A 24,181-nucleotide genomic window follows, 5' to 3' on the forward strand; every position below is an offset into this window, starting at 1 on the left:
GATTACTTTTAAAAAGCGAACTAACATGAGAAAAGATTTCATTTATGCTCTGCTGTTGCTGGTCGTATGTGCCGGCTGTAACAACAGGAAGCATACAGATGCAGATAACGATGCGGATACGGTAAAAGTGATGTTGGATGACCGTACTATCAGTTTCTATTATAATTGGTATGGGAATCCGGAAGTAGATGGCGGGATGAAGCACTGGGCACATCCGATTGCACCCACTCCGGGGCCTCCGGGAGATGCCGGAGTTATATCCGGTCTTGATGATGACATTGCCTGTAATTTCTATCCGGAACTCGGAACTTATAGCAGTAATGATGTTGAAGTGGTACGGAAACATATTCAAATGCATGTAAAAGCGAATATCGGAGTACTTTCCGTTACTTGGTGGGGAGAGAGTGACTATGGAAACAAGAGTGTTTCTCTTCTGCTTGATGAGGCTGCAAAAGTAGGTGCAAAAGTTTGCTTTCATATTGAACCTTTCAATGGACGGAGTCCGCAGACGATACGGGAGAATATTCAGCATATAATGGATACTTATGGCAATCATCCGGCTTTTTATCGTACGCAGGGAAAGCCTCTTTTCTTTATTTACGATTCTTACTTAATCAAGCCGGAAGAATGGGCCGGATTGTTCGGTGAGAAGGGAGAAATAAGTGTACGTAACACGAAGTATGACGGGCTTTTTATCGGGCTGACACTAAAAGAAAGTGAATTGGCTGACATTGAAAAGGCGGGCATGGATGGTTTTTATACCTATTTTGCTGCAACCGGATTTACGAATGCTTCTACTCCTGCTAACTGGAAATCAATGCAGCAGTGGGCGAAAGAGCATCATAAGTTGTTTATCCCGAGTGTCGGTCCGGGGTATATTGATACGCGTATCCGCCCTTGGAATGAAAGTACGACCCGCGACCGTGAGAATGGGAAATACTATGATGAAATGTATAAGGCTGCTATAGAAAGTGGTGCCCCTTATATCTCGATCACTTCTTTCAACGAATGGCATGAGGGGACACAGATTGAACCGGCTATCCCAATGAAATGCAACGTATTTGAATATCTGGATTACCAGCCTTTGGAAAATGATTACTATTTACTACGAACTGCGTATTGGGTGGATCAATTCCAGAAAGCTAACTCGGCTCCCGATACCTCTTTATAACTATAACGCCAGCATTAAAAATACCTTCAGTCTTTTTGGTTTCAAGAGGAAACTGAAAAGACTGAACTAAATAAATCCCCCTGTTTCCCTGCCGGATTTGATAGGCTTGGTACATTGTGATTGTGGAAACTTGTTTGTTAATTAACTCTTTTACAGCATCATTCTCAGACAAACATCCATTCTATGTAATAAAGTTTTGTATATTTGTAATACATAACTCAAATCTAAGACATTATGGGTGATTTTTATGGCGTATGTGCATTACTTGCTGCACTGATGTTCTTCGTCTTGATACAAAAGTTTGATAAGAAGTTTGGGAAGGTAGAGAAAGAACTGGACGAAATAAAGAAACGAATGGATGCTTTTCTCAAAGCTCAGGAGAGAATAGCTTCCGATCATGTACAATCGAAGGAAAATGTATCGGCTGAAGCCGTGGAAGACACATGTATCCCGCCCCATGCGGCAAATGAAATCCCTGTTCCGAAAAAAGAACTGTTGCGGAAAGAAGAACAGCTTGAAGCTCCTCAGGGTATGATGGCAGAGAATAATGTAACTTCTGAAATACCTGTCGTCACACCGTCTGTACGTAAACAGAAGAAAGTTAACTATGAGAAGTTTATCGGTGAAAATCTGTTTGGCAAAATTGGTATTTTTGTATTCGTAATCGGTGTTGGCTTCTTTGTGAAATATGCCATTGATAAAGACTGGATTAACGAGACATTACGTACTGTACTCGGTTTCCTGACCGGCTCTGCATTGCTGGTAGTTGCCGAACGTCTGCAAAAGAAGTACCGTACATTCAGTTCCTTGCTTGCGGGTGGAGCTTTCGCTGTCTTTTATCTTACGGTAGCTATTGCCTTTCATTTTTATCATCTCTTCCCTCAGACTGTCGCCTTTATTATTCTGATAGTTATAACGCTGTTCATGTCGATTCTGTCTGTCCTGTACGACAGGCGCGAACTGGCCATCATTTCATTGGTCGGAGGATTCCTGGCACCTTTCCTTGTTAGCACCGGGAATGGTAACTATCTGGTACTTTTCACTTATATAAGTATATTGAATCTTGGGATGTTCGGACTTTCTATCTATAAGAAATGGGGAGAACTTCCGGTGATAGCCTTTGTCTTTACCTACCTAGTGATGGGACTATTCCTGCTGACCGGCTATTCTACCGGAACGGCAATCATTTCCGTACATCTGTTCGCATTTGCCACCTTGTTCTATTTTATATTCCTGTTGCCGATCTTATCGATACTCCGGATAGAAGCCATAAAGAAGAACAGGGGATTATTACTGGTTATCATAACCAATAACTTCATTTATCTGTTATTGGGAATCCTGTTCCTGCGAAATATGGAACTGGCATTTAAGTCCGAAGGTTTGCTGAGCTTGTTCATTGCAATCATCAATTTAGTTTTGGTTATCTGGCTGCGAATGAGTAAGAAAGATTATAAGTTCCTTATTTATGCCATGTTGGGACTTGTACTGACATTTGTTTCCATCACCATACCTATTCAACTGGACGGAAACTATATAACCTTATTCTGGGCAGCGGAAATGGTACTGCTGTTATGGCTTTATGTCAAATCGAAGATCTGGATATATGAACGTGCTACCTTGGTATTGATGGGGCTGACACTTATTTCATATCTGATGGATGTATCTGCCGTGATATTATCCTCTCCTTCCTCCGATACAATTTTCCTGAACAGTTCTTTTGCGACTTCCCTGTTTGTCGGTTTGGCTGCGGGCGCATTTGCTTTGATGATGGGACATTACCGCTCTCTTTTCTCTGAAGCCCGCTGCCTGAGATATGTTCCTTGGAATCCGGTCATGCTTCTTACATCTGCTGCTATACTCTATTATACATTCATGGCAGAGTTTTCCTTGCATCTGGCAGGAGCTACAAGGAGCGGGATGATGCTGGTATTTACTTCCGCTGCCATCCTTATCCTCAGCTATGCTTTCAAGAAGCGTTTCCCGATAGAGCAATGTACGATTCCTTATCTGGCAGGTCTTGGAGTTAATGTCTTGATATATGCGATCAATATATGGGGAGACCAATGGGCGCACATGAGTCTGCCTCCTGTTTTACTCCGATGGCTGGCGGCAGCATTTATTATAGTTAACCTATACTACGTTGCCCGTCAATACTATACTATTATAGGACTGAAAATTCACTTCACTGTCTATTTGAATGTGCTGGCACTTCTCCTTTGGCTGACGATGGCGCGTTCTTTCCTCTGGCAGGCGGGAGTCGAAGATTTCGATGCTGGTTTCTCCGTTTCATTGAGCATTGCGGGATTTGTCCAGATGGCATTGGGGATGCGTCTGCACCAGAAAGTGTTACGTATCATTAGTCTTTCAACTTTTGGAATCGTTCTGCTGAAACTGATTCTGAAGGACTTATGGGCAATGCCTACTATCGGTAAGATCATTGTGTTTATCATTTTGGGCTTGATATTGCTGGTACTTTCTTTCCTTTACCAGAAGCTGAAAGGAGTGCTCTTCAAAAATGATGAAGATGAAACGGATTGAGCCGGTCATGCAATAAAACTCTCTTTATATAAATACAAATAAGAAAGCACCCGCGTTACAGTTGTCTGTGGCGCAGGTGCTTTCTTTTTTATAAAGGATGTGTCGTACACCCTATTTTTTATTCTGTTTATTCCTGCGAAGAGGCAAAGCGTTTCACTTGTTCTTCAATCAGTTCTTTATCATCGAAGTAGTTGATCTTCATCGCTTTCTTTACATCTGCCAATGTTTCGGCAGCGGCAGCTCTGGCTACTTCGCATCCTTCCTGCAACATTTTGTAAATAGCAGGAATATCTTTGCTGAATTCTTTGCGACGGTTGCGGATCGGTTCCAATGTTTCCTGCATAATAGCGTTCAGGAAGCGTTTTACTTTTACGTCGCCCAGTCCGCCACGCTGATAGTGAGCTTTCAGTTCTTCCAGATTCGGATAATCCGGCAAGTAACGTTCGAAATGTTCCGGACGGCAGAAAGCGTCCAGATAAGTAAATACGGTATTACCCTCTATCTTACCCGGATCTTGTACGCGGAGGTGTCCCGGATCGGTGTACATACTCATGATCTTTTTCTGGATTTCTTCCGGTTCTTCGGACAGATAGATGCAGTTTCCGAGTGATTTACTCATTTTAGCCTTTCCGTCAGTCCCCGGCAGACGAAGGCAGGCGGCATTGTCCGGCAACAGGATTTCCGGTTCTACCAGCGTTTCACCATAAATATAGTTGAAGCGACGAACGATTTCGCGCGCCTGTTCCAGCATCGGTTCCTGGTCTTCACCTACCGGAACAGTAGTGGCACGGAAAGCAGTAATGTCCGCAGCCTGGCTGATAGGATAAGTGAAAAAGCCTACAGGGATGCTTGCTTCGAAGTTACGCATCTGAATTTCAGACTTCACAGTCGGATTGCGTTGCAAACGGGATACGCTTACAAGGTCCATATAATAGAAGCTAAGTTCGCACAATTCCGGTATTTGCGACTGGATGAAGATAGTGGCTTTGGTCGGATCAATGCCGCATGCCAGATAGTCGAGGGCAACTTCAATCACATTCTGACGTACCTTTTCAGGATTGTCTATATTGTCCGTCAACGCCTGTGAATCGGCAATGAAGATAAACATTTTACTATAGTCACCTGCATCTTGCAAGTCCACTCTGCGTTTCAACGAACCTACATAATGTCCGATATGGAGTCTTCCGGTAGGACGGTCACCCGTCAATATGATTTTCTCTTTTTTCATTGTTATAGCCTTATTATAATAGATTTAGCGACAAAGATAAGGATAAAAAATGAAAGATGCGTCAAAATGAAGCCTCTTCGTTATTTATGCTTACTTTTCTCGACTTTTAGTATAAAAAGAGAATATTCTTCTTCAAATTCTTTGTAATTTTAGAAATATGTCGTTACTTTGCACAAATTTTGAAATCGACAATGAATCAACAAGAAATTAGAAGTAAGTATTATCTACATTCGGATGTTTTTCACCCGGAATCAACAGGCTTCTTCTTTTTTCTCCAAAAACGATATTTTAGTTCTTTGGTAATGCGTTAATCCTTTTACGAGGGTAACGCATTTTTTTTATAGACGAAACTTAGAAAACTTATTATAACAACAAAAGAAATGGAAAAGGAAATCAAGAAAGTTCTCGTTTTGGGTTCTGGAGCACTCAAAATCGGACAAGCCGGAGAATTTGACTACTCAGGCTCACAAGCACTGAAAGCTTTGAAAGAAGAAGGTATCAGCTCAGTATTGGTAAACCCGAACATCGCAACCATTCAGACTTCTGAAGGAATTGCCGATAAAGTGTATTTCCTTCCCGTAACTACTTATTTCGTAGAAGAGATTATCAAGAAAGAACGTCCGGACGGTATCCTGCTGGCTTTCGGCGGACAGACTGCATTGAACTGCGGTGCCGAACTGTACACACAAGGTGTTCTTGATAAGTATGGAGTGAAAGTACTGGGTACATCGGTAGAAGCTATCATGTACACAGAAGACCGTGACCTGTTCGTGAAGAAACTGGATGAGATTCAGATGAAGACTCCGGTGAGCCAGGCTGTAGAAAGCATGGAAGATGCTATCGCTGCTGCCCGTAAGATCGGTTATCCGGTGATGGTGCGTTCGGCTTATGCCTTGGGAGGTCTTGGTAGCGGTATCTGTGCTAACGAAGAAGAATTCCTGAAACTGGCTGAAAGTTCTTTTGCTTTCTCTAAGCAGATTCTGGTAGAAGAATCTCTGAAAGGTTGGAAAGAAATCGAGTTTGAGGTGATTCGTGATGCCAACGACCACTGCTTTACAGTGGCCAGCATGGAAAACTTCGACCCGCTGGGCATCCATACCGGTGAATCCATCGTTGTAGCTCCTACTTGCTCATTGGATGACAAAGAACTGAAGTTGTTGCAGGAACTGTCTACGAAGTGCATCCGTCACCTCGGCATCGTAGGTGAATGTAACATCCAGTATGCGTTCAACTCTGATACGGACGACTATCGTGTGATTGAAGTAAATGCCCGTCTGAGCCGTTCTTCCGCACTGGCATCCAAAGCTACCGGTTATCCGCTGGCATTCGTGGCCGCTAAGATTGCATTGGGGTACTCACTCGACCAGATCGGTGAGATGGGAACTCCGAACTCTGCTTATCTTGCTCCGCAACTTGATTACTATATCTGTAAAATCCCTCGCTGGGACTTGACGAAGTTTGCCGGTGTATCCCGTGAAATCGGTTCAAGCATGAAGTCGGTAGGTGAAATCATGTCTATCGGTCGCTCTTTCGAAGAAATCATTCAGAAAGGTCTTCGTATGATCGGTCAGGGTATGCACGGTTTTGTAGGTAACGACGATGTACACTTCGACGACCTCGATAAAGAACTTTCACGTCCGACTGACTTGCGTATCTTCTCCATCGCACAAGCTATGGAAGAAGGATACAGCATCGACCGTATCCACGAACTGACTAAGATCGATCCCTGGTTCCTCGGCAAGCTGAAGAACATTGTAGACTATAAAGCCAAATTGTCTACCTATAACAAGGTGGAAGATATCCCGGCTGACGTAATGCGTGAAGCTAAGGTTCTTGGTTTCTCTGACTTCCAGATTGCCCGCTTCGTTCTGAATCCGACCGGAAACATGGAAAAAGAAAACCTTGCAGTACGTGCTCACCGTAAAGCCTTAGGTATTCTTCCGGCTGTAAAACGCATCAATACTATCGCTTCCGAACATCCGGAACTGACTAACTACCTGTATATGACTTATGCAGTGGAAGGTTACGACGTAAACTATTATAAGAATGAAAAATCAGTAGTAGTACTGGGATCGGGCGCTTACCGCATCGGTAGCTCGGTTGAATTTGACTGGTGCTCGGTGAATGCGGTTCAGACTGCCCGCAAGCTGGGTTACAAGTCTATCATGATCAACTACAATCCTGAAACAGTTTCTACTGACTACGATATGTGCGACCGTCTGTACTTCGACGAACTTTCTTTCGAACGTGTGCTTGACGTGATCGACCTTGAACAACCGCGTGGTGTGATCGTATCCGTAGGCGGACAGATTCCGAACAACCTGGCTATGAAGCTGTATCGCCAGTCGGTACCTGTACTGGGTACTTCGCCGGTTTCTATCGACCGTGCCGAAAACCGTAACAAGTTCTCTGCAATGCTCGATCAGCTCGGTATCGACCAACCGGCATGGATGGAACTTACCAGCCTCGAAGAAGTGAAAGGATTCGTAGAAAAAGTAGGTTATCCGGTATTGGTTCGTCCTTCATACGTACTCTCGGGTGCTGCAATGAACGTTTGCTACGATGACGAAGAACTGGAAAACTTCTTGAAGATGGCTGCTGAAGTATCTAAGGAGTATCCGGTAGTTGTTTCTCAGTTCCTTGAAAATACAAAGGAGATAGAGTTTGACGCTGTAGCTCAGAACGGTGAAGTGGTTGAATACGCTATTTCCGAACACGTAGAGTTTGCCGGTGTACACTCCGGTGACGCTACTCTGGTATTCCCGGCACAGAAGATTTATTTTGCAACTGCCCGCCGCATCAAGAAGATCAGCCGTCAGATTGCTAAAGAACTGAATATCTCCGGTCCGTTCAACATCCAGTTCCTTGCCCGCAACAACGAAGTGAAGGTAATTGAATGTAACCTGCGTGCTTCTCGTAGCTTCCCGTTTGTATCTAAGGTGCTGAAACGCAACTTCATCGAAACGGCTACCCGCATCATGCTGGATGCTCCGTATAGCCAACCGGACAAAACTGCGTTCGACATCGACTGGATTGGTGTAAAAGCCTCTCAGTTCTCCTTCTCCCGTCTTCACAAGGCTGACCCTGTTTTGGGTGTGGACATGTCTTCTACCGGTGAAGTAGGTTGTATCGGTGATGACTTCTCTGAAGCATTGCTGAATGCGATGATCGCTACAGGCTTCAAGATTCCGGAAAAGGCAGTGATGTTCTCTTCGGGTGCAATGAAGTCTAAGGTTGACTTGCTGGATGCAAGCCGCATGTTGTTTGCCAAAGGATATCAGATTTACGCTACTGCCGGAACCGCTGCATTCCTGAATGCTCATGGTGTAGAAACGACTCCGGTTTACTGGCCGGATGAAAAACCGGGAGCAGAAAACAATGTGATGAAGATGATCGCTGATCATAAGTTCGATTTGATCGTTAACATTCCTAAGAACCACAGCAAGCGTGAGTTGACGAATGGTTACCGTATCCGTCGTGGCGCTATCGATCATAATATTCCGTTGATTACGAATGCTCGTCTGGCAAGTGCTTTCATTGAAGCATTCTGTGAACTGAAACTGAGCGATATTCAGATTAAGAGCTGGCAGGAATATAAATAAACTGCTTTATATATAATAAGGAGACTCTCTCTTTGGCATACCAAGGAGAGAGTCTCTTTTTTTATGTATGGCTTGATTTATTTTCTCTCTTTATTTCTCTCTCTGTGAATCAACATACGTTTTGCTCTCATGCTCTCACTTTTTGCCTGTATCGCTTTATCCATCGTAGTTACAGCTATGGTAGCAAGTGTGGTAGCAGTGTGGTAGCAAGCGTTTGCTCTCACTTTTTATCCATTCGCAATCCGTTTTTTCTTTCTGTTATGGTCTTATATTCAGTACGTTAACATCTGAGCTGTCAACTGTTAATGATTGTCGTTTCATCTATTAATAATTGAGAATTCAGGTATTAATGGCTGATACCTCCTCTGTTATTGCCTGATAAATGCTTTGTTCTGACTTATCGCCAGGTGTTTCAAACGGGTTTCCATCGCTTGAAACCACAGTTTCCATTACTTGAAACTAGAGTTCCCATTACTTGAAACTTTAGTTTCATACGCTCGAAACTTTTGGTTTCAAGCCTTTGGAACTACAGTTTCACACCGATGAAACTAGAGTTCCAAGCTGTGGAAACTGCGGTTCCAAATGGAGAGAATGTTAAACTCTCAGGTAGAGGGTTCTAAGACTATTAATTGCTCTCTTACATCCTAAGTGAAATAACTGATAGTGAATGGTACCTGTATTTTATGGCTTACTCACGCAATAATTGTAGACTTTCAGATTCTGTACCTTACTGTTGAAGTTTCCAGCCTTTTCCAGCGGGAAGACTAGTGTACGTACATAACTCATCGAATCTTTCCCTGCGTTAAAGTAGAGTTTCTGCGTATTCATTTCTTCAACCACCTTTCCGTTGACCCTCAGCGTAGTGCTTCGGTTGTTTCCTTCTATCTGAATAGTTGCTTTTTCTCCCGGATTCACTTTGTAGGGGAAGGTATTCAGGTAACCGTCGCGGGCAAATCCCATCATTCCCCGGATGGGGTCGGACAGGTAGAATACAGCATTAGGAGAACGGAATAATTCGGTTCCTTCGTTCTCTTCTGCTCCGGTGATGTCGAAGCTCACAGTGTAGTTATAACCGATTTCCGGATAATCGGAAGTGCTGCCGGGGGCAACCGTGGAACGTTCGTATACTAATCCCGGCTTTGTGCCGATTCTCGCCAGCTGATTGACTCCGGGTGCTTCGCTGAGGAGCGCTCGTTTCTCATTAAATGTTTCATAAGGAATACCCGTTTGGGCACCTGTCCACATTTTTACGGACAGAGTCTGCAAAGGTGAGAATATACGGTGATGGATGTCTTTTACTGAAATTCCGTTGCCGGCATGGTCGTTCCAGATAGCAAACATACCGCCGAGAATGGAAGGGTGCTTTTCTTCAAATACCGATTTTCCGATATGGGCTGGAGTCCATTCCTTATATAAGTATGGCTCGTTGAGGTAGTCCTGATAATACCCGGCTACCGGAACGATATAGACCATTCCGTCCGGAATACAGATTAACTTGTATCCGTCTTTTATCATGGTTGCCGGGTCGGCATACCCGTTGTACCAGGCATTCATGATGACGTTTTCTGATTTGACAGGGGTATCACCTTTGGCATGGCTGAGAGCGCCCCATACTACTGCTTGCTTGCCAAAACCTTCGACAAAACGAATGTAATGATCGGTGAAAGCCCGGAATTTTTCTATCACGTCTTTCTTTGCATTCGAGTATTCGTCTGTACCGATATGTACCCGTTTGCCAACAAACACCGGATTGTCGCCTTCCAGATATTCTTTGAACAGAGCATCTACAAATTCATACGTTTCCGGCTTGAATAAGTCGAGATGATCCATTCCATACTCTTTGCTGCCGATTTCCGGTTTGTAATGGGTAAGTGCCAGTGAATGGGCAGGAACATCAATCTCCGGAATGATTTCCACGAAGTTGGATGCTGCCTGTTTCTGGAAGTCGATGAACTCTTTCTTGGAATAAGAGCCGTCACGGGCAGCCAATCCCGGATAAGTATCCGACTCCAGACGGAAAGCAGCATACGTCTTATCCCAGTTGTGCTCGAAATATTGCTTGAATCCGTTATCGTTCAGATGAACTTGCAGCGTATTCATTTTGTAGTAAGCCATGATTTTTACCAGGTCTTGCAGATAAGACATCGGTATGAACTTACGACCGCAGTCTATCATGAAGCCGCGAAGCGGATAGTCGGGATAATCTCGGATTACTCCTTGCGGGAGTGAACGTTCCTGATTCTGCTCCGCCAGTTGTAGGAGGGTGCGTGTGCTCCAGTAAAGGCCGGTTGTGGTAGGGGCGGAGGCAGCTACGCGGTCGGTTATCTTAATGGCATAACCTTCTTCGCCTAATTTCTTGTCTGTCGATAATGCTAAGACAAAATCGCCGGAGGCAGCCTTGCCTTGTACTACGCTTAATGTCTGCCCGAACATCTGCCGATAATCGTCGGCAAACATCTTGGCTATTCGCAGTAATTCGGGATTTTGGGAGGTACAGACAATCCGGGCATCTTTTCCCGGAATAAAGTTGCCGTCTTTTCCCGTCCATTGTTTGAGTTCGGGAATAACGAACGGTTTCGGGTTGACAGCGGCACGGGATAAACTACCCGTCAGACAAAAGATGACCAATAAGGCCAAAGCTTTCAGCGATACAAACTTGTTTCTCATAAGGGGGATTTTTGTGTTTTTGTTAATTAATAAATGATTATAGTTAATTATTGGGTGAAAGTAGGCATAATTTGGATATCTGTCAACAAGTAAAGCTATTTATTTTTTATTTTTGTGATTTCCAAAATGATAAAAACCGATTAAGAATGTTAGTACTTCTATCTTGCGCCAAGACGATGAGTGCGGTGTCGAAGGTGAAAGTTCCTTTGACTACGAGCCCCCGCTTTCAGAAGGAAGCGGCGGAAATAGCGTTGCAGATGTCTCAGTTTTCTGTTGACGAATTGGAACGTTTACTGCGTGTCAACGCTAAGATTGCTGTGGAGAATTATAAGCGTTACCAAGCTTTTCATGCGGAGGCTACTCCGGAATTACCGGCTTTGCTGGCTTATACCGGAATCGTATTCAAGCGCCTCAATCCGAAAGATTTCTCTGTGGAGGACTTTGAATATGCGCAGGAACACTTGCGGCTGACTTCGTTCTGTTATGGGCTGTTGCGTCCTTTGGATGTAATTCGTCCTTATCGTCTGGAGGGAGATGTCGTGTTGCCGGAATTAGGGAATCAGACAATGTTTTCCTACTGGCAGTCGCGTTTGACGGATGTGTTTATACAGGATGTCCGGCAGGCAGGAGGAATCTTGTGTAACCTTGCCAGTGATGAGATGAAAAGTCTGTTTGACTGGAAACGGGTGGAGAAGGAGGTGCGTGTGGTAACTCCCGAATTTCATGTCTGGAAGAATGGAAAACTGGCTACGATTGTGGTCTATACCAAAATGTCTCGTGGCGAAATGACACGTTTTATCTTGAAGAATAAGGTCGGGAATCCGGATGACCTGAAGGGATTCTCGTGGGAAGGGTTCGAGTTTGACGAATCCCTTTCGGATGAAAGAAAATTTGTATTTACGAATGGTAAGGGGGAATAAGGAATATGACAGAAGTCGAGAAGATGCGTAGCAGCCAGTTGGCTGATATGTCTGCACCGGAGTTGCAGGAACGTTTTGAACATGCAAAGAAGTTGCTGGCTGTCATGCGTGGACTGAGCACGTATGATGACGGTTACAGGGAATTGTTGGAAGAGTTGGTGCCGGGTATTCCTGAAACTTCGGTGATCTGCCCCCCTTTCCATTGCGACCACGGAGACGGGATCAGGTTGGGCGAACATGTATTTGTCAATGCCAATTGTACTTTTTTGGATGGAGGATATATTACAATCGGTGCTCATACGCTGGTAGGGCCTTGCGTGCAGATTTATACGCCGCATCATCCGATGAATTATCTGGAACGTCGCGGTTCGAAAGAATATGCCTATCCGGTTACGGTCGGTGAAGATTGCTGGATTGGTGGCGGAGCAATCATCTGTCCCGGTGTGACGATTGGCAACCGATGTGTGATAGGAGCGGGAAGTGTCGTAACGAAAGATATTCCCGACGACAGTGTCGCAGTCGGGAATCCGGCCCGTGTGGTCCGCAAACAGGTTTAACCGGGAAATTTATTTCCCGGATTTGAGTGTTCCCGCATTGTTGTCTTCGTTATGAAGGCGTCTTTCGGCGGACTCGTATTTGCGTCCGAAACTGAAATTCCACGAAAGTGTGAGAGCGAATACTCTGGAACTTTCTTTGATGTACATCCAGTTTTTGGAAGGAGCTAACGGACTGAAGTTCTCACTCCCTATTCTGTAGTTACTGCCGAAAGGGTTGAGAGACATGACTCCTACATTCAGCTGCTTGTAGCGGTAGCTGACGCTTAAAAGATGGTAGTTCTCTCCGTAACTCAGAGTCTCTCCGTAAAAATCATTTCGGTGGTTCCGTATCTCGAAATACGCGCTCCATTTTTTATAGGCTGCCGTTGCGCTGGCACAATAGTACCAGTTGGTATAAGTGTGATGATAGTTGTGTCCGCGGCTGTCGAAATAGTTGATACCTGTCGATATGGACAAACTTAAGATATCTTTTATAGGGCCTACCTTGATTTCTACTTCCGGATTGAGCTTTTGCCAGCTCCGCTGGTTGGCGGTGGTGCGCACAAAAAGTTCGCCTTCTCTGAATGTTTCTTCCATATTGGGCTTGTGCTGATACTGATACAGGAGATAAAGGCTGCTGCTGAATAGTCCTTTACGGAAGTCTACGTTCAGCGTATTGTTGTAGACCGTTGACATTTTCAGGGTCGGATTTCCCCGGCGTATTTGTAAGGAGTCAATCAGTTGCTCTACGTTGCTCAGGTCGGAGAGGGCGGGGGTGCTTCTGGAAATCTGTCCCTGGTAGCGGATAAAAGCTTGGTCCGAGAAATTGTAGGTAAGCCGTATACGGGGTAAGACTGAATATTTCTGATATCCTTCACCTTCCTGGTTGAACCATGAGCGGCTGCCCTGTACCCCGACGGAATAATTAAACCTTTTTATTTTGCTGCTGTATTCTATATAAGTGGAAGTGTGTGCTTCCTGCATCCGCGTTTCCGCCGAAGAAGTGCCGGCGTACTTGTTCTCCGTCAGTGATTGCTGGTGGCGGATACCTGCACTGAGCTTGCTGTTGGTGAATTTCTTTTCGTAGATGCCTTCGCCGATAAATGAGTATTTCTTTCCGCGGATAGCCGAATAGATATCGGTAGCAAGGATGGAATGCTTCTTTTCTTCGTAGGTGCGGTCGTCATAAGTATGTATATAAGTGCCTACCGTGTTCAGGATGATGGCCTGGTTGTTTTTGAGGTTACGTTGCAGATAAATATCGATGGAGGGAGATTTGCTGTCTGAGGCCGTGTGGTCTTTCATGGCTACACTATTATCCGGATTGTCGATGGGGTATAATGTGCTTTGGGTGTTCAGTTTGTTATAACGGAAACTTCCCCGAAGGGCTACACTGACGAACCACTTTTCGGCTTCCTGGTAGCTGTAATTCATTGTCAGATAATCCCAGCGCATTTTCATTTTGTCAGGGACACCGTCTTCCAGTCTTGTAAAAGAAGGCTTGTCCGAGAAATGAAACGTTTCGGAATTCTCCCGCCAGTAGTTCTTGAATGAGCGATAACCTTCATGGTAATTGATTCCCCATTCGGAATTTTTATGGTTGATTTTGGCTGTTGCATTGTTGTTTCCCAAAAGTGTGTTGACTGATGTACTTGTGTCAAATCCTACGTAGCCACCTGTCTGATGACGGCGGACGGTATAGTCTATGACAGCCGCTGCGTTATCTCCATACCGTAAACCCGGTTCGTCATGGTATTCGATGCGGATCACGTCTTCCGGCTGCAAAGCCAGTATCTCCTGTATCTCCACTTTCGCTCCGTTGATACGTAGCTGTACGTCTCCCTGATTGGAAGAAGTAATCGTTTGCCGGATGAGGTCGACTTGTATGCGGCTGAGTTGTAAACGTTGTAACAGGCTAAGCCCGTTCGTTGAAGTTTTTAGCTGACGGGCACTGGGAAGAATGATCTTCCGGTCGGGCTGGTTGATAACAGGATTGGCGGTAATGGTCACTTCTTCCAGTGCGATGGCTGCCGAATCAATGGAGATCGACCCCAAGTCGAGTGTGGCTGTAAAATCATTCAGGTTGATTTGTTGTGTTTGATAGCCTAGCCCGGATATCCGTAATTGATAATTTCCTTTTTGTAAGTTGTTCATGTTGAATCGTCCCCGTTGGTCGGTAATGCCTCCGGAGATGAAAATAGAATCTTTTGTCTGTAAAATGACATTGGCAAATTCTACCGGCTCTTTGCCGGATACGATTCTTCCTCTTAACTGTAAGTCTTGTGCAATAAGCAACATACACAGACATAGAAATGCTGCGGTTGTAGTGATTCGTTTCATATCTTATTATTAATGGCAGAGAAAGAGTCGCGACTGTCTTTATCTTGTTGTGTTTATTAGACGGACCTGGAGAAGTGAAAGTTGCATGAAAAAAACTTTTTTCATTATTTGCTGATAATCAGATAATTTCTGATTGTGATAAAAACTTTCTTGAAAAATAATACATGAAATGTTTGGAGGTTTCGAAAAAAGCCGTACCTTTGCATCGCTTTTGAAACGGAAGTGTACGGGCGCTTAGCTCAGCTGGTTCAGAGCATCTGGTTTACACCCAGAGGGTCGGGGGTTCGAATCCCTCAGCGCCCACCATAAAAACCGAAACACTTCCGCCAACAAAAGGGCGCTTAGCTCAGCTGGTTCAGAGCATCTGGTTTACACCCAGAGGGTCGGGGGTTCGAATCCCTCAGCGCCCACAGAAATGGAAGTCTTGCGAAGAGGTTCGTGAGGCTTTTTTTATTTCTTACCGCTTTTATACAAACTTTCTTTGTCCTTTTGGCTTATAACTCAGGAAAAAGAGTTAATTTTGCAGTCTGATAATTATCTAAGAAAACGTATGGAACTTGATGTATTAACGGCCATATCTCCGATTGATGGTCGATATAGAGGCAAAACTAAAGCTTTGGCGGCTTATTTCTCTGAATTTGCACTGATTAAATACCGTGTACAGGTAGAGGTGGAATACTTTATCACCTTGTGTGAACTTCCTTTGCCGCAGTTGAAAGGAATCGATAGCAGCGTGTTTGAAACTTTACGGAATATCTACCGTAATTTTTCGGAAGCAGATGCGCAACGCATTAAAGATATCGAGAGTGTAACCAACCATGATGTAAAAGCTGTAGAATATTTCCTGAAAGAAGAATTTGACAAGCTGGGTGGAATGGATGACTATAAAGAATTCATTCACTTCGGACTGACTTCTCAGGATATTAACAATACGTCTGTGCCTCTTTCTATCAAAGAAGCGTTGGATAAAGTTTATTATCCGTTGATTGAGGAACTGATTGCACAGTTGAAAACTTATGCAACGGAGTGGGCTGACATCCCGATGCTTGCTAAAACTCATGGACAGCCGGCTTCTCCGACTCGCCTGGGTAAAGAGGTGATGGTATTCGTTTACCGTCTGGAACGCCAGCTGGCTATGCTGAAGGCATGTCCGATCACTGCTAAATTTGGTGGGGCTACCGGTAATTACAATGCTCATCATGTTGCATATCCTCAATATGACTGGAAACAATTCGGCAATCGTTTTGTTGCAGAGAAACTGGGACTGGAACGCGAAGAATATACCACTCAGATTTCGAACTACGATAACTTATCTGCTATCTTTGACGCGATGAAACGTATCAATACCGTGATGGTAGATATGAACCGTGACTTCTGGCAGTATATTTCTATGGAATACTTCAAACAGAAAATCAAGGCCGGAGAAGTCGGATCAAGCGCAATGCCGCACAAGGTAAATCCGATTGACTTTGAAAATGCGGAAGGTAATCTGGGTATCGCGACATCTATTCTGGAGCACTTGGCTGTGAAGCTTCCTGTTTCCCGCTTGCAGCGTGACCTGACAGATTCTACAGTACTCCGTAATGTCGGTGTGCCTTTCGGGCATATCGTGATTGCCATTCAGAGTTCACTGAAAGGACTTCGCAAGTTGCTGCTGAACGAACCGGCTATTTACCGTGACCTGGATAATTGCTGGAGCGTAGTGGCTGAGGCTATCCAGACTATTTTACGCCGCGAGGCTTACCCGCATCCGTATGAAGCTTTGAAAGCTTTGACCCGGACAAACCAGGCTATTACAGAAAGTTCTATTAAAGAGTTTATCGAAGGCTTGAATGTAAGCGAAGATATTAAAAAAGAGTTAAGAGCAATTACTCCGCATACTTATACGGGACTTTAATTGTTTACTTATACAATAAACGTGTTTTTTAAATAGGCCGTGAGGCCAAAGTCTAATTTTATTCGAATAAAAAAATGAGCACAGAAAACGAAGAATGGCGCGAAAATTCTTTCAATGAGGAGAATACAGGTGCCGGCCGTGATGGTAACAAGTCTTACAACAGAGAAGGTGGAGAACGTCCGTATCGTCCTTCTTACAACCGTGAAGGTGGGGATCGTCCGTATCGCCCGCGATTTAATACCAACAATGAAGGTGGAGAACGCCCGCAGCGTTCTTATGGTGACCGCTCTTATGGCGATCGTCCGCAACGTCCTTCTTATAATCGTGAAGGTGGAGACCGTCCGTATCGCCCTCGCTTCAATAGCAATAATGAAGGAGGCGAACGTCCGCAACGTCCTTACAACCGCGAAGGTGGAGAGCGTTCTTATGATCGTCCTCAACGTCCTTCTTACAACCGTGAAGGTGGTGACCGTCCGTACCGTCCGAGATTTAACCCGAATGGCGAAGGAAGCGATCGTCCGCAGCGTCCTTACAATCGTGAAGGCGGCGAACAACGTTCTTATGGCGACCGTCCGTACCGTCCCCGTTTCAATAGTGGTGAAGGTGGTGACCGTCCTCAGCGTCCTTACAACCGCGATGGTGGTGATCGTCCGTATCGTCCTCGCTTCAATAGTGGCGAAGGTGGCGGTTATCGTAATAACAATGCTGGCGGCTATCGTCCGAGATTTAACAATGACCGTTCGCAGGGGGGCTATCGTCCGCGTCCGCGTACCAGTGACTATGATCCGAATGCTAAATATAGCATCAAGAAACAGATTGAGTACAAGGAACAGTTTGTTGACCCGAATGAACCGATTCGTCTGAATAAGTTCCTGGCTAATGCCGGTGTTTGCTCACGTCGCGAGGCTGATGAGTTTATCACAGCAGGTGTGGTTTCTGTAAACGGTGAAGTCGTAACTGAATTGGGTACAAAGATCAAGCGTTCGGATGTTGTGAAGTTCCATGATGAACCGGTTAGCATTGAACGCAAGGTATACGTACTGTTGAATAAGCCGAAAGATACGGTTACTACATCGGATGATCCGCAGGAACGCCGTACGGTAATGGACCTGGTAAAAGGCGCTTGCAACGAGCGTATTTATCCGGTAGGACGTCTTGACCGCAACACGACTGGTGTACTTCTGCTGACCAATGACGGTGACTTGGCTTCAAAGCTGACACACCCGAAATTCTTGAAGAAGAAAATTTATCATGTTCATCTGGATAAGAACCTGACAAAAGCGGATATGGATCAGATTGCAGCTGGTGTACAGTTGGAAGATGGTGAAATCCATGCAGATGCTATCAGCTACACAGATGATTTCAAGAAAGACCAGGTAGGTATCGAAATTCACTCCGGCAAGAACCGTATCGTTCGCCGTATTTTCGAATCACTGGGATATAAAGTAGTAAAACTCGACCGTGTATTCTTTGCCGGATTGACCAAGAAAGGTCTGCGCCGCGGAGACTGGCGTTATCTGTCGGAAGCAGAAGTAAACTACCTCCGCATGGGTTCGTTTGAGTAATATATAATATTGTATTAAAAAAGTTTTATGGAAAAGATTGGTAGAACAAAAATTGTTGATCTGTTGAAGCGCGAAGACTTTGGCGCTATGGTCAATGTGAAAGGATGGGTTCGCACCCGTAGAGGTAGCAAACAAGTTAACTTTATCGCACTGAATGACGGTTCTACAATAAATAATGTGCAGATCGTAGTGGATCTGGCTAATTTCGATGAAGAGATGCTGAAACTGATTACTACCGGAGCTTGTATAAGCGTGAACGGGGTAATGGTGGAATCGGTAGGTTCCGGTCAGAAAGCGGAAGTGCAGGCTAAAGAAATCGAAGTGCTGGGTACTTGCGACAATACATATCCATTGCAGAAAAAAGGTCACTCCATGGAATTCTTGCGCGAGATCGCTCACTTGCGTCCGCGTACCAATACCTTTGGTGCAGTGTTCCGCATTCGTCACAACATGGCGATTGCTATTCACAAGTTTTTCCATGAAAAGGGATTTTTCTATTTCCATACACCGATTATCACAGGGTCTGACTGTGAAGGTGCCGGACAGATGTTCCAGGTAACTACCATGAGTCTGTATGACTTGAAGAAAGACGAAAGAGGTTCTATCTCTTATGATGACGACTTCTTCGGCAAGCAGACAAGTCTGACTGTATCCGGCCAACTGGAAGGTGAATTGGCTGCTACGGCGATGGGTGCTATCTATACATTCGGTCCTACATTCCGTGCTGAAAACTCCAATACTCCCCGCCACTTGGCAGAGTTCTGGATGATTGAGCCGGAAGTGGCTTTCAACGACATTGCTGACAATATGGACTTGGCAGAAGAGTTCATTAAATATTGTGTGAAATGGGCGTTGGATAACTGTGCGGATGATGTGAAGTTCCTGAACGATATGTTCGACAAGGGCTTGATTGAACGTCTGCAAGGTGTGTTGAAGGATGATTTCGTTCGTCTACCTTATACAGAGGGTATCAAGATTCTGGAAGATGCTGTTGCTAAAGGACACAAGTTTGAGTTTCCGGTTTACTGGGGAGTAGACTTGGCCTCCGAACACGAACGTTATCTGGTGGAAGAGCACTTTAAACGTCCGGTGATTCTGACTGATTATCCGAAGGAGATCAAGGCCTTCTATATGAAGCAGAATGAGGATGGGAAGACGGTGCGTGCAATGGATGTTCTTTTCCCGAAAATCGGTGAAATCATTGGTGGTTCTGAACGTGAAGCGGACTATAACAAATTGATGACTCGTATTGAAGAGATGCATATCCCGATGAAGGATATGTGGTGGTATCTGGATACACGTAAGTTCGGTACTTGTCCTCACTCCGGTTTTGGACTCGGTTTTGAGCGTCTGTTGCTGTTTGTGACAGGTATGTCAAATATCCGTGACGTGATACCGTTCCCGCGTACACCGAGAAATGCTGAATTCTAATATTTCGGTATATTTATGTAAAACTCGCATAATCTTTCGATTGTGCGAGTTTTTTTATTCCTTTGATTGTTATTTTCTCAAAATAAATCTTTATATTTGGACATACGCATTCAAGAGTGTTAACTAAAATCATATTGTCATGAAAAAACTCTATTTCTTTACCATGCTTTCAATTATGTTGTTAGCGGTAACAGGTGCGATGGCCCAGAAGAAAACTAAGTTTAAACCGGCCGATTTGAAAGGGATTTGGCAGTTGTGCCATTATGTATCAGAATCTCCCGATGTTCCGGGATCGTTGAAACCCAGTAATACATTTAAGGTATTGAGTGATGACGGCAGAATCGTGAATTTTACCATTATTCCCGGTTCTGACGCGATTATTACCGGATATGGTACCTATAAACAGTTGACTGATGATTCTTATAAGGAGAGTATCGAGAAGAACATCCACCTTCCGATGCTCGATAATCAGGACAATATTCTGGAATTTGAGATTAAAGATAATGATTACCTGCATTTGAAATACTTCATCAAGAACGATTTGAACGGAAATGAACTGAATGCCTGGTATTATGAGACTTGGAAACGGGTGGAAATGCCGGCTAAGTTCCCGGAAGATATTGTGAGATAAATGAGATTGCAATATAGATTCTTTGTTGTTTTTTTGACCTCCCCGGTATAAATCCGGAGGAGGTCTTTTTATTTTCTTCACCTTATCTGTAAATATAGTAAGTTCCCCTTGTCATTCAACCCGATAAATCCAAAAAAAGCTAGAAATAGTTTGCCAATTCAAAGAAAAGCCGTACTTTTGCAAGCCGATTATTATCACAAAATGATAAGAGATTAATTCATAGCAAGTTAGTCCTCCTTTGTCCGGGGAGGTTAATATGTGGTGAAGAAAATTTTTAGTAGTAACATTTAAAAAACAAATTTAAGAGTGGATACTTTAAGTTACAAGACCATTTCTGCAAACAAAGCGACTGTAACCAAAGAATGGGTTATCGTTGACGCTACAGACCAAACACTAGGTCGTCTGGGAGCAAAAGTTGCAAAATTGCTGAGAGGAAAGTACAAACCGAACTTTACTCCTCACGTAGACTGCGGTGATAACGTTATCATCATCAATGCAGACAAAGTAAAACTGACTGGTAACAAATGGAATGACAGAGTTTATTTGTCATACACAGGTTATCCTGGTGGTCAGAGAGAAATGACTCCTGCCCGTTTGATCACTAAACCGAACGGTGAAGAGAGATTACTGAAAAAAGTAGTGAAAGGCATGCTGCCCAAGAATATTCTGGGAGCTAAATTGCTGGGTAACTTGTATGTTTACGCTGGTAGCGAACACAAACACGAAGCTCAGAGCCCGAAAATGATTGATATTAATTCATATAAATAAGATATAATGGAAGTAGTAAATGCATTAGGCAGACGTAAACGTGCAATCGCACGTGTATTCGTAAGCGAAGGTACAGGAAAGATTACTATTAACAAGAGAGACCTTGCAGAGTACTTTCCATCAACTATACTTCAGTATGTTGTAAAACAACCATTGAACAAGCTGGGTGCTGCTGAGAAGTATGACATCAAGGTTAACTTGTGTGGTGGTGGTTTCACTGGTCAGTCTCAGGCATTGCGTTTGGCAATCGCTCGTGCATTGGTTAAGATGAACGCTGAAGATAAGGCTGCACTTCGTGCTGAAGGCTTCATGACTCGTGACCCACGTTCTGTAGAACGTAAGAAACCGGGACAGCCGAAAGCTCGTAGAAGATTCCAGTTCAGCAAGCGTTAATGTGCTGCCTGACCGAGGAATATGTTTAGTATCTAAACTACTGGGACTCTGCTTATAGACTACCCGGCGGTTGGTTTAGAAAAAACAAAAAAGAAAGTAAACGATTTAAAGAAAAAACAAGATGTCAAGAACAAATTTTGATACTTTATTGGAAGCCGGTTGCCACTTCGGACACCTTAAGAGAAAGTGGAACCCTGCAATGGCTCCTTATATTTTCATGGAACGCAATGGTATTCACATCATTGACCTCCACAAAACAGTTGCAAAAGTAGACGAAGCTGCTGAAGCTTTGAAACAGATTGCCAAATCAGGCAAGAAAGTTCTTTTTGTTGCTACTAAAAAACAAGCTAAACAAGTTGTAGCTGAGAAAGCTCAATCTGTTAATATGCCTTATGTAATCGAGCGCTGGCCGGGTGGTATGTTGACCAACTTCCCGACTATCCGTAAGGCTGTGAAGAAGATGGCTACTATCGATAAATTGACTAACGATGGTACATATTCTAACCTTTCTAAGAGAGAAGTTCTTCAGATCTCTCGTCAACGTGCAAAATTGGACAAGACTTTGGGCTCTATCGCTGACCTGACTCGTCTGCCGTCTGCATTGTTCGTTATCGACGTAATGAAAGAAAATATCGCTGTTCGTGAAGCTAACCGTCTGGGTATCCCTGTATTTGGTATCGTTGATACTAACTCTGATCCTACAAACGTTGACTTCGTAATTCCTGCTAACGATGACGCTACTAAGTCAGTAGAGGTTATCCTTGATGCTTGCTGTGCTGCAATGATCGAAGGCTTGGAAGAAAGAAAAGCTGAAAAGATCGACATGGAAGCAGCTGGTGAAGCTCCTGCTAACAAAGGCAAGAAAAAATCAGTGAAAGCAAGACTTGACAAGTCTGACGAAGAAGCTATCAATGCAGCGAAAGCTGCTGCCTTCATCAAGGAAGACGAAGAGGCTTAATTATATAATGTGCCAATTTGCTAATGTGCAAGAGTATGCTTATACACTTGCATCTTGATTGGCAGATTGGCACATTTTTTGTTTTGAAAATTATTATTCATTTAAATAAAGGAAATTATTATGGCTGTAACTATGGCTGATATTACCAAGCTGCGTAAAATGACCGGAGCTGGTATGATGGACTGTAAGAATGCATTGACAGAAGCTGAAGGCGATTACGACAAGGCAATGGAAATTATCCGTAAGAAAGGACAAGCTGTTGCTGCTAAGCGTTCAGAACGTGATGCTTCTGAAGGTTGTGTTTTGGCTAAGACTACTGGTGAATATGCCGTTGTCATTGCTTTGAAGTGTGAAACTGACTTTGTTGCTCAGAATGCTGATTTTGTGAAACTGACTCAGGACATTCTGGACCTTGCTGTGGCTAACAAATGCAAGACATTGGACGAAGTAAAAGCATTGCCGATGGGTAACGGTACTGTACAGGATGCAGTGGTTGACCGTAGCGGTATTACTGGTGAGAAAATGGAGCTTGATGGTTACATGACTGTAGAGGGAGTAAGCACTGCTGTTTACAATCACATGAACAGAAACGGTCTCTGCACAATCGTTGCTTTCAACAAGAACGTTGACGAGCAGTTGGCTAAACAAGTAGCTATGCAGATTGCTGCAATGAACCCGATCGCTATTGATGAAGATGGTGTTTCTGAAGAAGTAAAAGAAAAGGAAATTGCTGTTGCTATCGAGAAAACAAAAGCAGAACAGGTACAGAAAGCTGTAGAAGCTGCTCTGAAGAAAGCCAACATCAACCCTGCTCATGTAGATAGCGAAGAGCACATGGAAAGTAATATGGCTAAGGGCTGGATTACAGCTGAAGATATAGCTAAGGCAAAGGAAATCATTGCTACCGTTTCTGCTGAAAAGGCTGCACACCTGCCGGAACAAATGATTCAGAACATCGCTAAGGGTCGTCTGGGTAAGTTCTTGAAAGAAGTTTGTCTGCTGAATCAGGAAGATATCATGGATGCTAAGAAGACTGTAAGAGAAGTATTGGCAGCTGCTGATCCTGAACTGAAGGTTCTTGACTTCAAGCGTTTCACTTTGAAAGCTGAATAATCTATCTCAAAAAGATAACAAGATAAGGGCGGAAATCATTAGAATTCCGCCCTTTGTCATTATCCTCCGACACCTTTGGTCTTTGTATATCCTTCTTTTATTAACAGGTCTATTACTTTCTGCTTGAAATCTCCTTGTACGATGATTTCTCCGTCTTTGGCCGAACCTCCGACTCCACATTTGCTTTTCAGAAGTTTTCCAAGTTCTTTCTGGTCATTCTCCGTACCTACGAATCCGGTGATGAGTGTAACGACTTTACCTCCACGATTTTTCCTGTCGAGAGAAACCCGAAGATTTTGTTTGTTTTTATCCAGCGTCACTTGTTCCTGATCATCATCCATATCATAGTTAAAATCAGGATTTGTAGAATAAACCACATTCAGCCTATCTTTCCAATCATTATTTTTCATATTCTTCTGCTTT

17 protein-coding genes and 2 tRNA genes are annotated in these 24,181 nt (G+C 43.9%); 15 read left to right on the forward strand and 4 right to left on the reverse strand.

Features of this window, described 5'->3' with window-relative positions; genetic code table 11:
* The first annotated feature begins 25 nt into the window (after positions 1-25).
* Both K6V30_RS07780 and K6V30_RS07785 read left to right on the forward strand, forming a co-directional pair.
* On the forward strand, positions 26-1,171 hold the full coding sequence (locus tag K6V30_RS07780) for a glycoside hydrolase family 71/99 protein (protein WP_055271302.1): 1,146 nt from the start codon (positions 26-28) through the stop codon (positions 1,169-1,171).
* A 234-nt stretch (positions 1,172-1,405) separates the two neighbouring features.
* Positions 1,406-3,709, forward strand: coding sequence for a DUF2339 domain-containing protein (locus K6V30_RS07785; RefSeq protein WP_055271300.1), 2,304 nt, complete (start codon positions 1,406-1,408; stop codon positions 3,707-3,709).
* A gap of 127 nt (positions 3,710-3,836) precedes the next feature.
* On the opposite strand, the gene trpS is transcribed toward K6V30_RS07785, so the two are convergent.
* On the reverse strand, positions 3,837-4,937 hold the full coding sequence (gene trpS, locus K6V30_RS07790; protein ID WP_010536498.1) for a tryptophan--tRNA ligase: 1,101 nt from the start codon (positions 4,935-4,937) through the stop codon (positions 3,837-3,839).
* 380 nt (positions 4,938-5,317) lie between these two features.
* Between trpS and carB the strand changes: the two genes are divergently transcribed.
* On the forward strand, positions 5,318-8,539 hold the full coding sequence (carB, locus tag K6V30_RS07795; RefSeq protein ID WP_010536499.1) for a carbamoyl-phosphate synthase (glutamine-hydrolyzing) large subunit: 3,222 nt from the start codon (positions 5,318-5,320) through the stop codon (positions 8,537-8,539).
* A 681-nt stretch (positions 8,540-9,220) separates the two neighbouring features.
* Here the strand turns inward: carB and K6V30_RS07800 are convergent.
* Positions 9,221-11,206 (reverse strand): family 20 glycosylhydrolase, encoded by a 1,986-nt coding sequence (locus K6V30_RS07800; protein WP_055271297.1) that lies wholly within the window; start codon positions 11,204-11,206, stop codon positions 9,221-9,223.
* 146 nt (positions 11,207-11,352) lie between these two features.
* Here K6V30_RS07800 and yaaA point away from each other — a divergent pair, with 146 nt between their 5' ends.
* On the forward strand, positions 11,353-12,126 hold the full coding sequence (yaaA, locus tag K6V30_RS07805; protein WP_055271295.1) for a peroxide stress protein YaaA: 774 nt from the start codon (positions 11,353-11,355) through the stop codon (positions 12,124-12,126).
* 5 nt (positions 12,127-12,131) lie between these two features.
* Positions 12,132-12,683: a sugar O-acetyltransferase gene (locus tag K6V30_RS07810; RefSeq protein WP_010536502.1), complete on the forward strand. Its 552-nt coding sequence runs from the start codon at positions 12,132-12,134 to the stop codon at positions 12,681-12,683.
* A gap of 9 nt (positions 12,684-12,692) precedes the next feature.
* On the opposite strand, the gene K6V30_RS07815 is transcribed toward K6V30_RS07810, so the two are convergent.
* Positions 12,693-15,002 (reverse strand): carboxypeptidase-like regulatory domain-containing protein, encoded by a 2,310-nt coding sequence (locus tag K6V30_RS07815; protein ID WP_055271293.1) that lies wholly within the window; start codon positions 15,000-15,002, stop codon positions 12,693-12,695.
* 228 nt (positions 15,003-15,230) lie between these two features.
* Here K6V30_RS07815 and K6V30_RS07820 point away from each other — a divergent pair.
* From K6V30_RS07820 to tsf, 10 genes are all read left to right on the forward strand, one after another.
* Positions 15,231-15,308: transfer RNA gene (locus K6V30_RS07820), tRNA-Val, on the forward strand.
* A 29-nt stretch (positions 15,309-15,337) separates the two neighbouring features.
* Positions 15,338-15,412 (forward strand) — tRNA-Val (locus K6V30_RS07825).
* Positions 15,413-15,552: 140 nt separating this feature from the next.
* On the forward strand, positions 15,553-16,899 hold the full coding sequence (gene purB, locus K6V30_RS07830; RefSeq protein ID WP_010536504.1) for an adenylosuccinate lyase: 1,347 nt from the start codon (positions 15,553-15,555) through the stop codon (positions 16,897-16,899).
* Between the two features lie 74 nt (positions 16,900-16,973).
* The gene (locus K6V30_RS07835) at positions 16,974-18,464 is read left to right on the forward strand and encodes a pseudouridine synthase (protein WP_010536505.1); all 1,491 of its coding nucleotides are present in this window, start codon (positions 16,974-16,976) and stop codon (positions 18,462-18,464) included.
* A 27-nt stretch (positions 18,465-18,491) separates the two neighbouring features.
* Positions 18,492-19,895 carry an asparagine--tRNA ligase gene (gene asnS, locus K6V30_RS07840; RefSeq protein WP_010536506.1) on the forward strand — a complete coding sequence of 468 codons (1,404 nt, stop codon included), beginning with the start codon at positions 18,492-18,494 and terminating at the stop codon, positions 19,893-19,895.
* Positions 19,896-20,034: 139 nt separating this feature from the next.
* On the forward strand, positions 20,035-20,526 hold the full coding sequence (locus K6V30_RS07845; protein WP_010536507.1) for a DUF4488 domain-containing protein: 492 nt from the start codon (positions 20,035-20,037) through the stop codon (positions 20,524-20,526).
* Positions 20,527-20,832: 306 nt separating this feature from the next.
* Positions 20,833-21,294, forward strand: a complete 462-nt coding sequence (rplM, locus tag K6V30_RS07850; RefSeq protein ID WP_008760800.1) for a 50S ribosomal protein L13 — start codon at positions 20,833-20,835, stop codon at positions 21,292-21,294.
* A gap of 6 nt (positions 21,295-21,300) precedes the next feature.
* Positions 21,301-21,687 carry a 30S ribosomal protein S9 gene (gene rpsI / locus K6V30_RS07855; RefSeq protein WP_008760801.1) on the forward strand — a complete coding sequence of 129 codons (387 nt, stop codon included), beginning with the start codon at positions 21,301-21,303 and terminating at the stop codon, positions 21,685-21,687.
* 121 nt (positions 21,688-21,808) lie between these two features.
* Complete coding sequence (rpsB, locus tag K6V30_RS07860) at positions 21,809-22,645, forward strand: 30S ribosomal protein S2 (RefSeq protein WP_008760802.1); 837 nt, start codon at positions 21,809-21,811, stop codon at positions 22,643-22,645.
* Positions 22,646-22,765: 120 nt separating this feature from the next.
* Positions 22,766-23,758: a translation elongation factor Ts gene (gene tsf / locus K6V30_RS07865; RefSeq protein WP_055271291.1), complete on the forward strand. Its 993-nt coding sequence runs from the start codon at positions 22,766-22,768 to the stop codon at positions 23,756-23,758.
* Between the two features lie 59 nt (positions 23,759-23,817).
* On the opposite strand, the gene K6V30_RS07870 is transcribed toward tsf, so the two are convergent.
* Positions 23,818-24,168 carry a translation initiation factor gene (locus K6V30_RS07870; protein ID WP_010536509.1) on the reverse strand — a complete coding sequence of 117 codons (351 nt, stop codon included), beginning with the start codon at positions 24,166-24,168 and terminating at the stop codon, positions 23,818-23,820.
* Positions 24,169-24,181 lie beyond the last annotated feature (13 nt).

The organism is Bacteroides faecis (genome assembly GCF_020091505.1).
In the GTDB taxonomy this organism is placed as follows: Bacteria; Bacteroidota; Bacteroidia; order Bacteroidales; family Bacteroidaceae; genus Bacteroides; species Bacteroides faecis.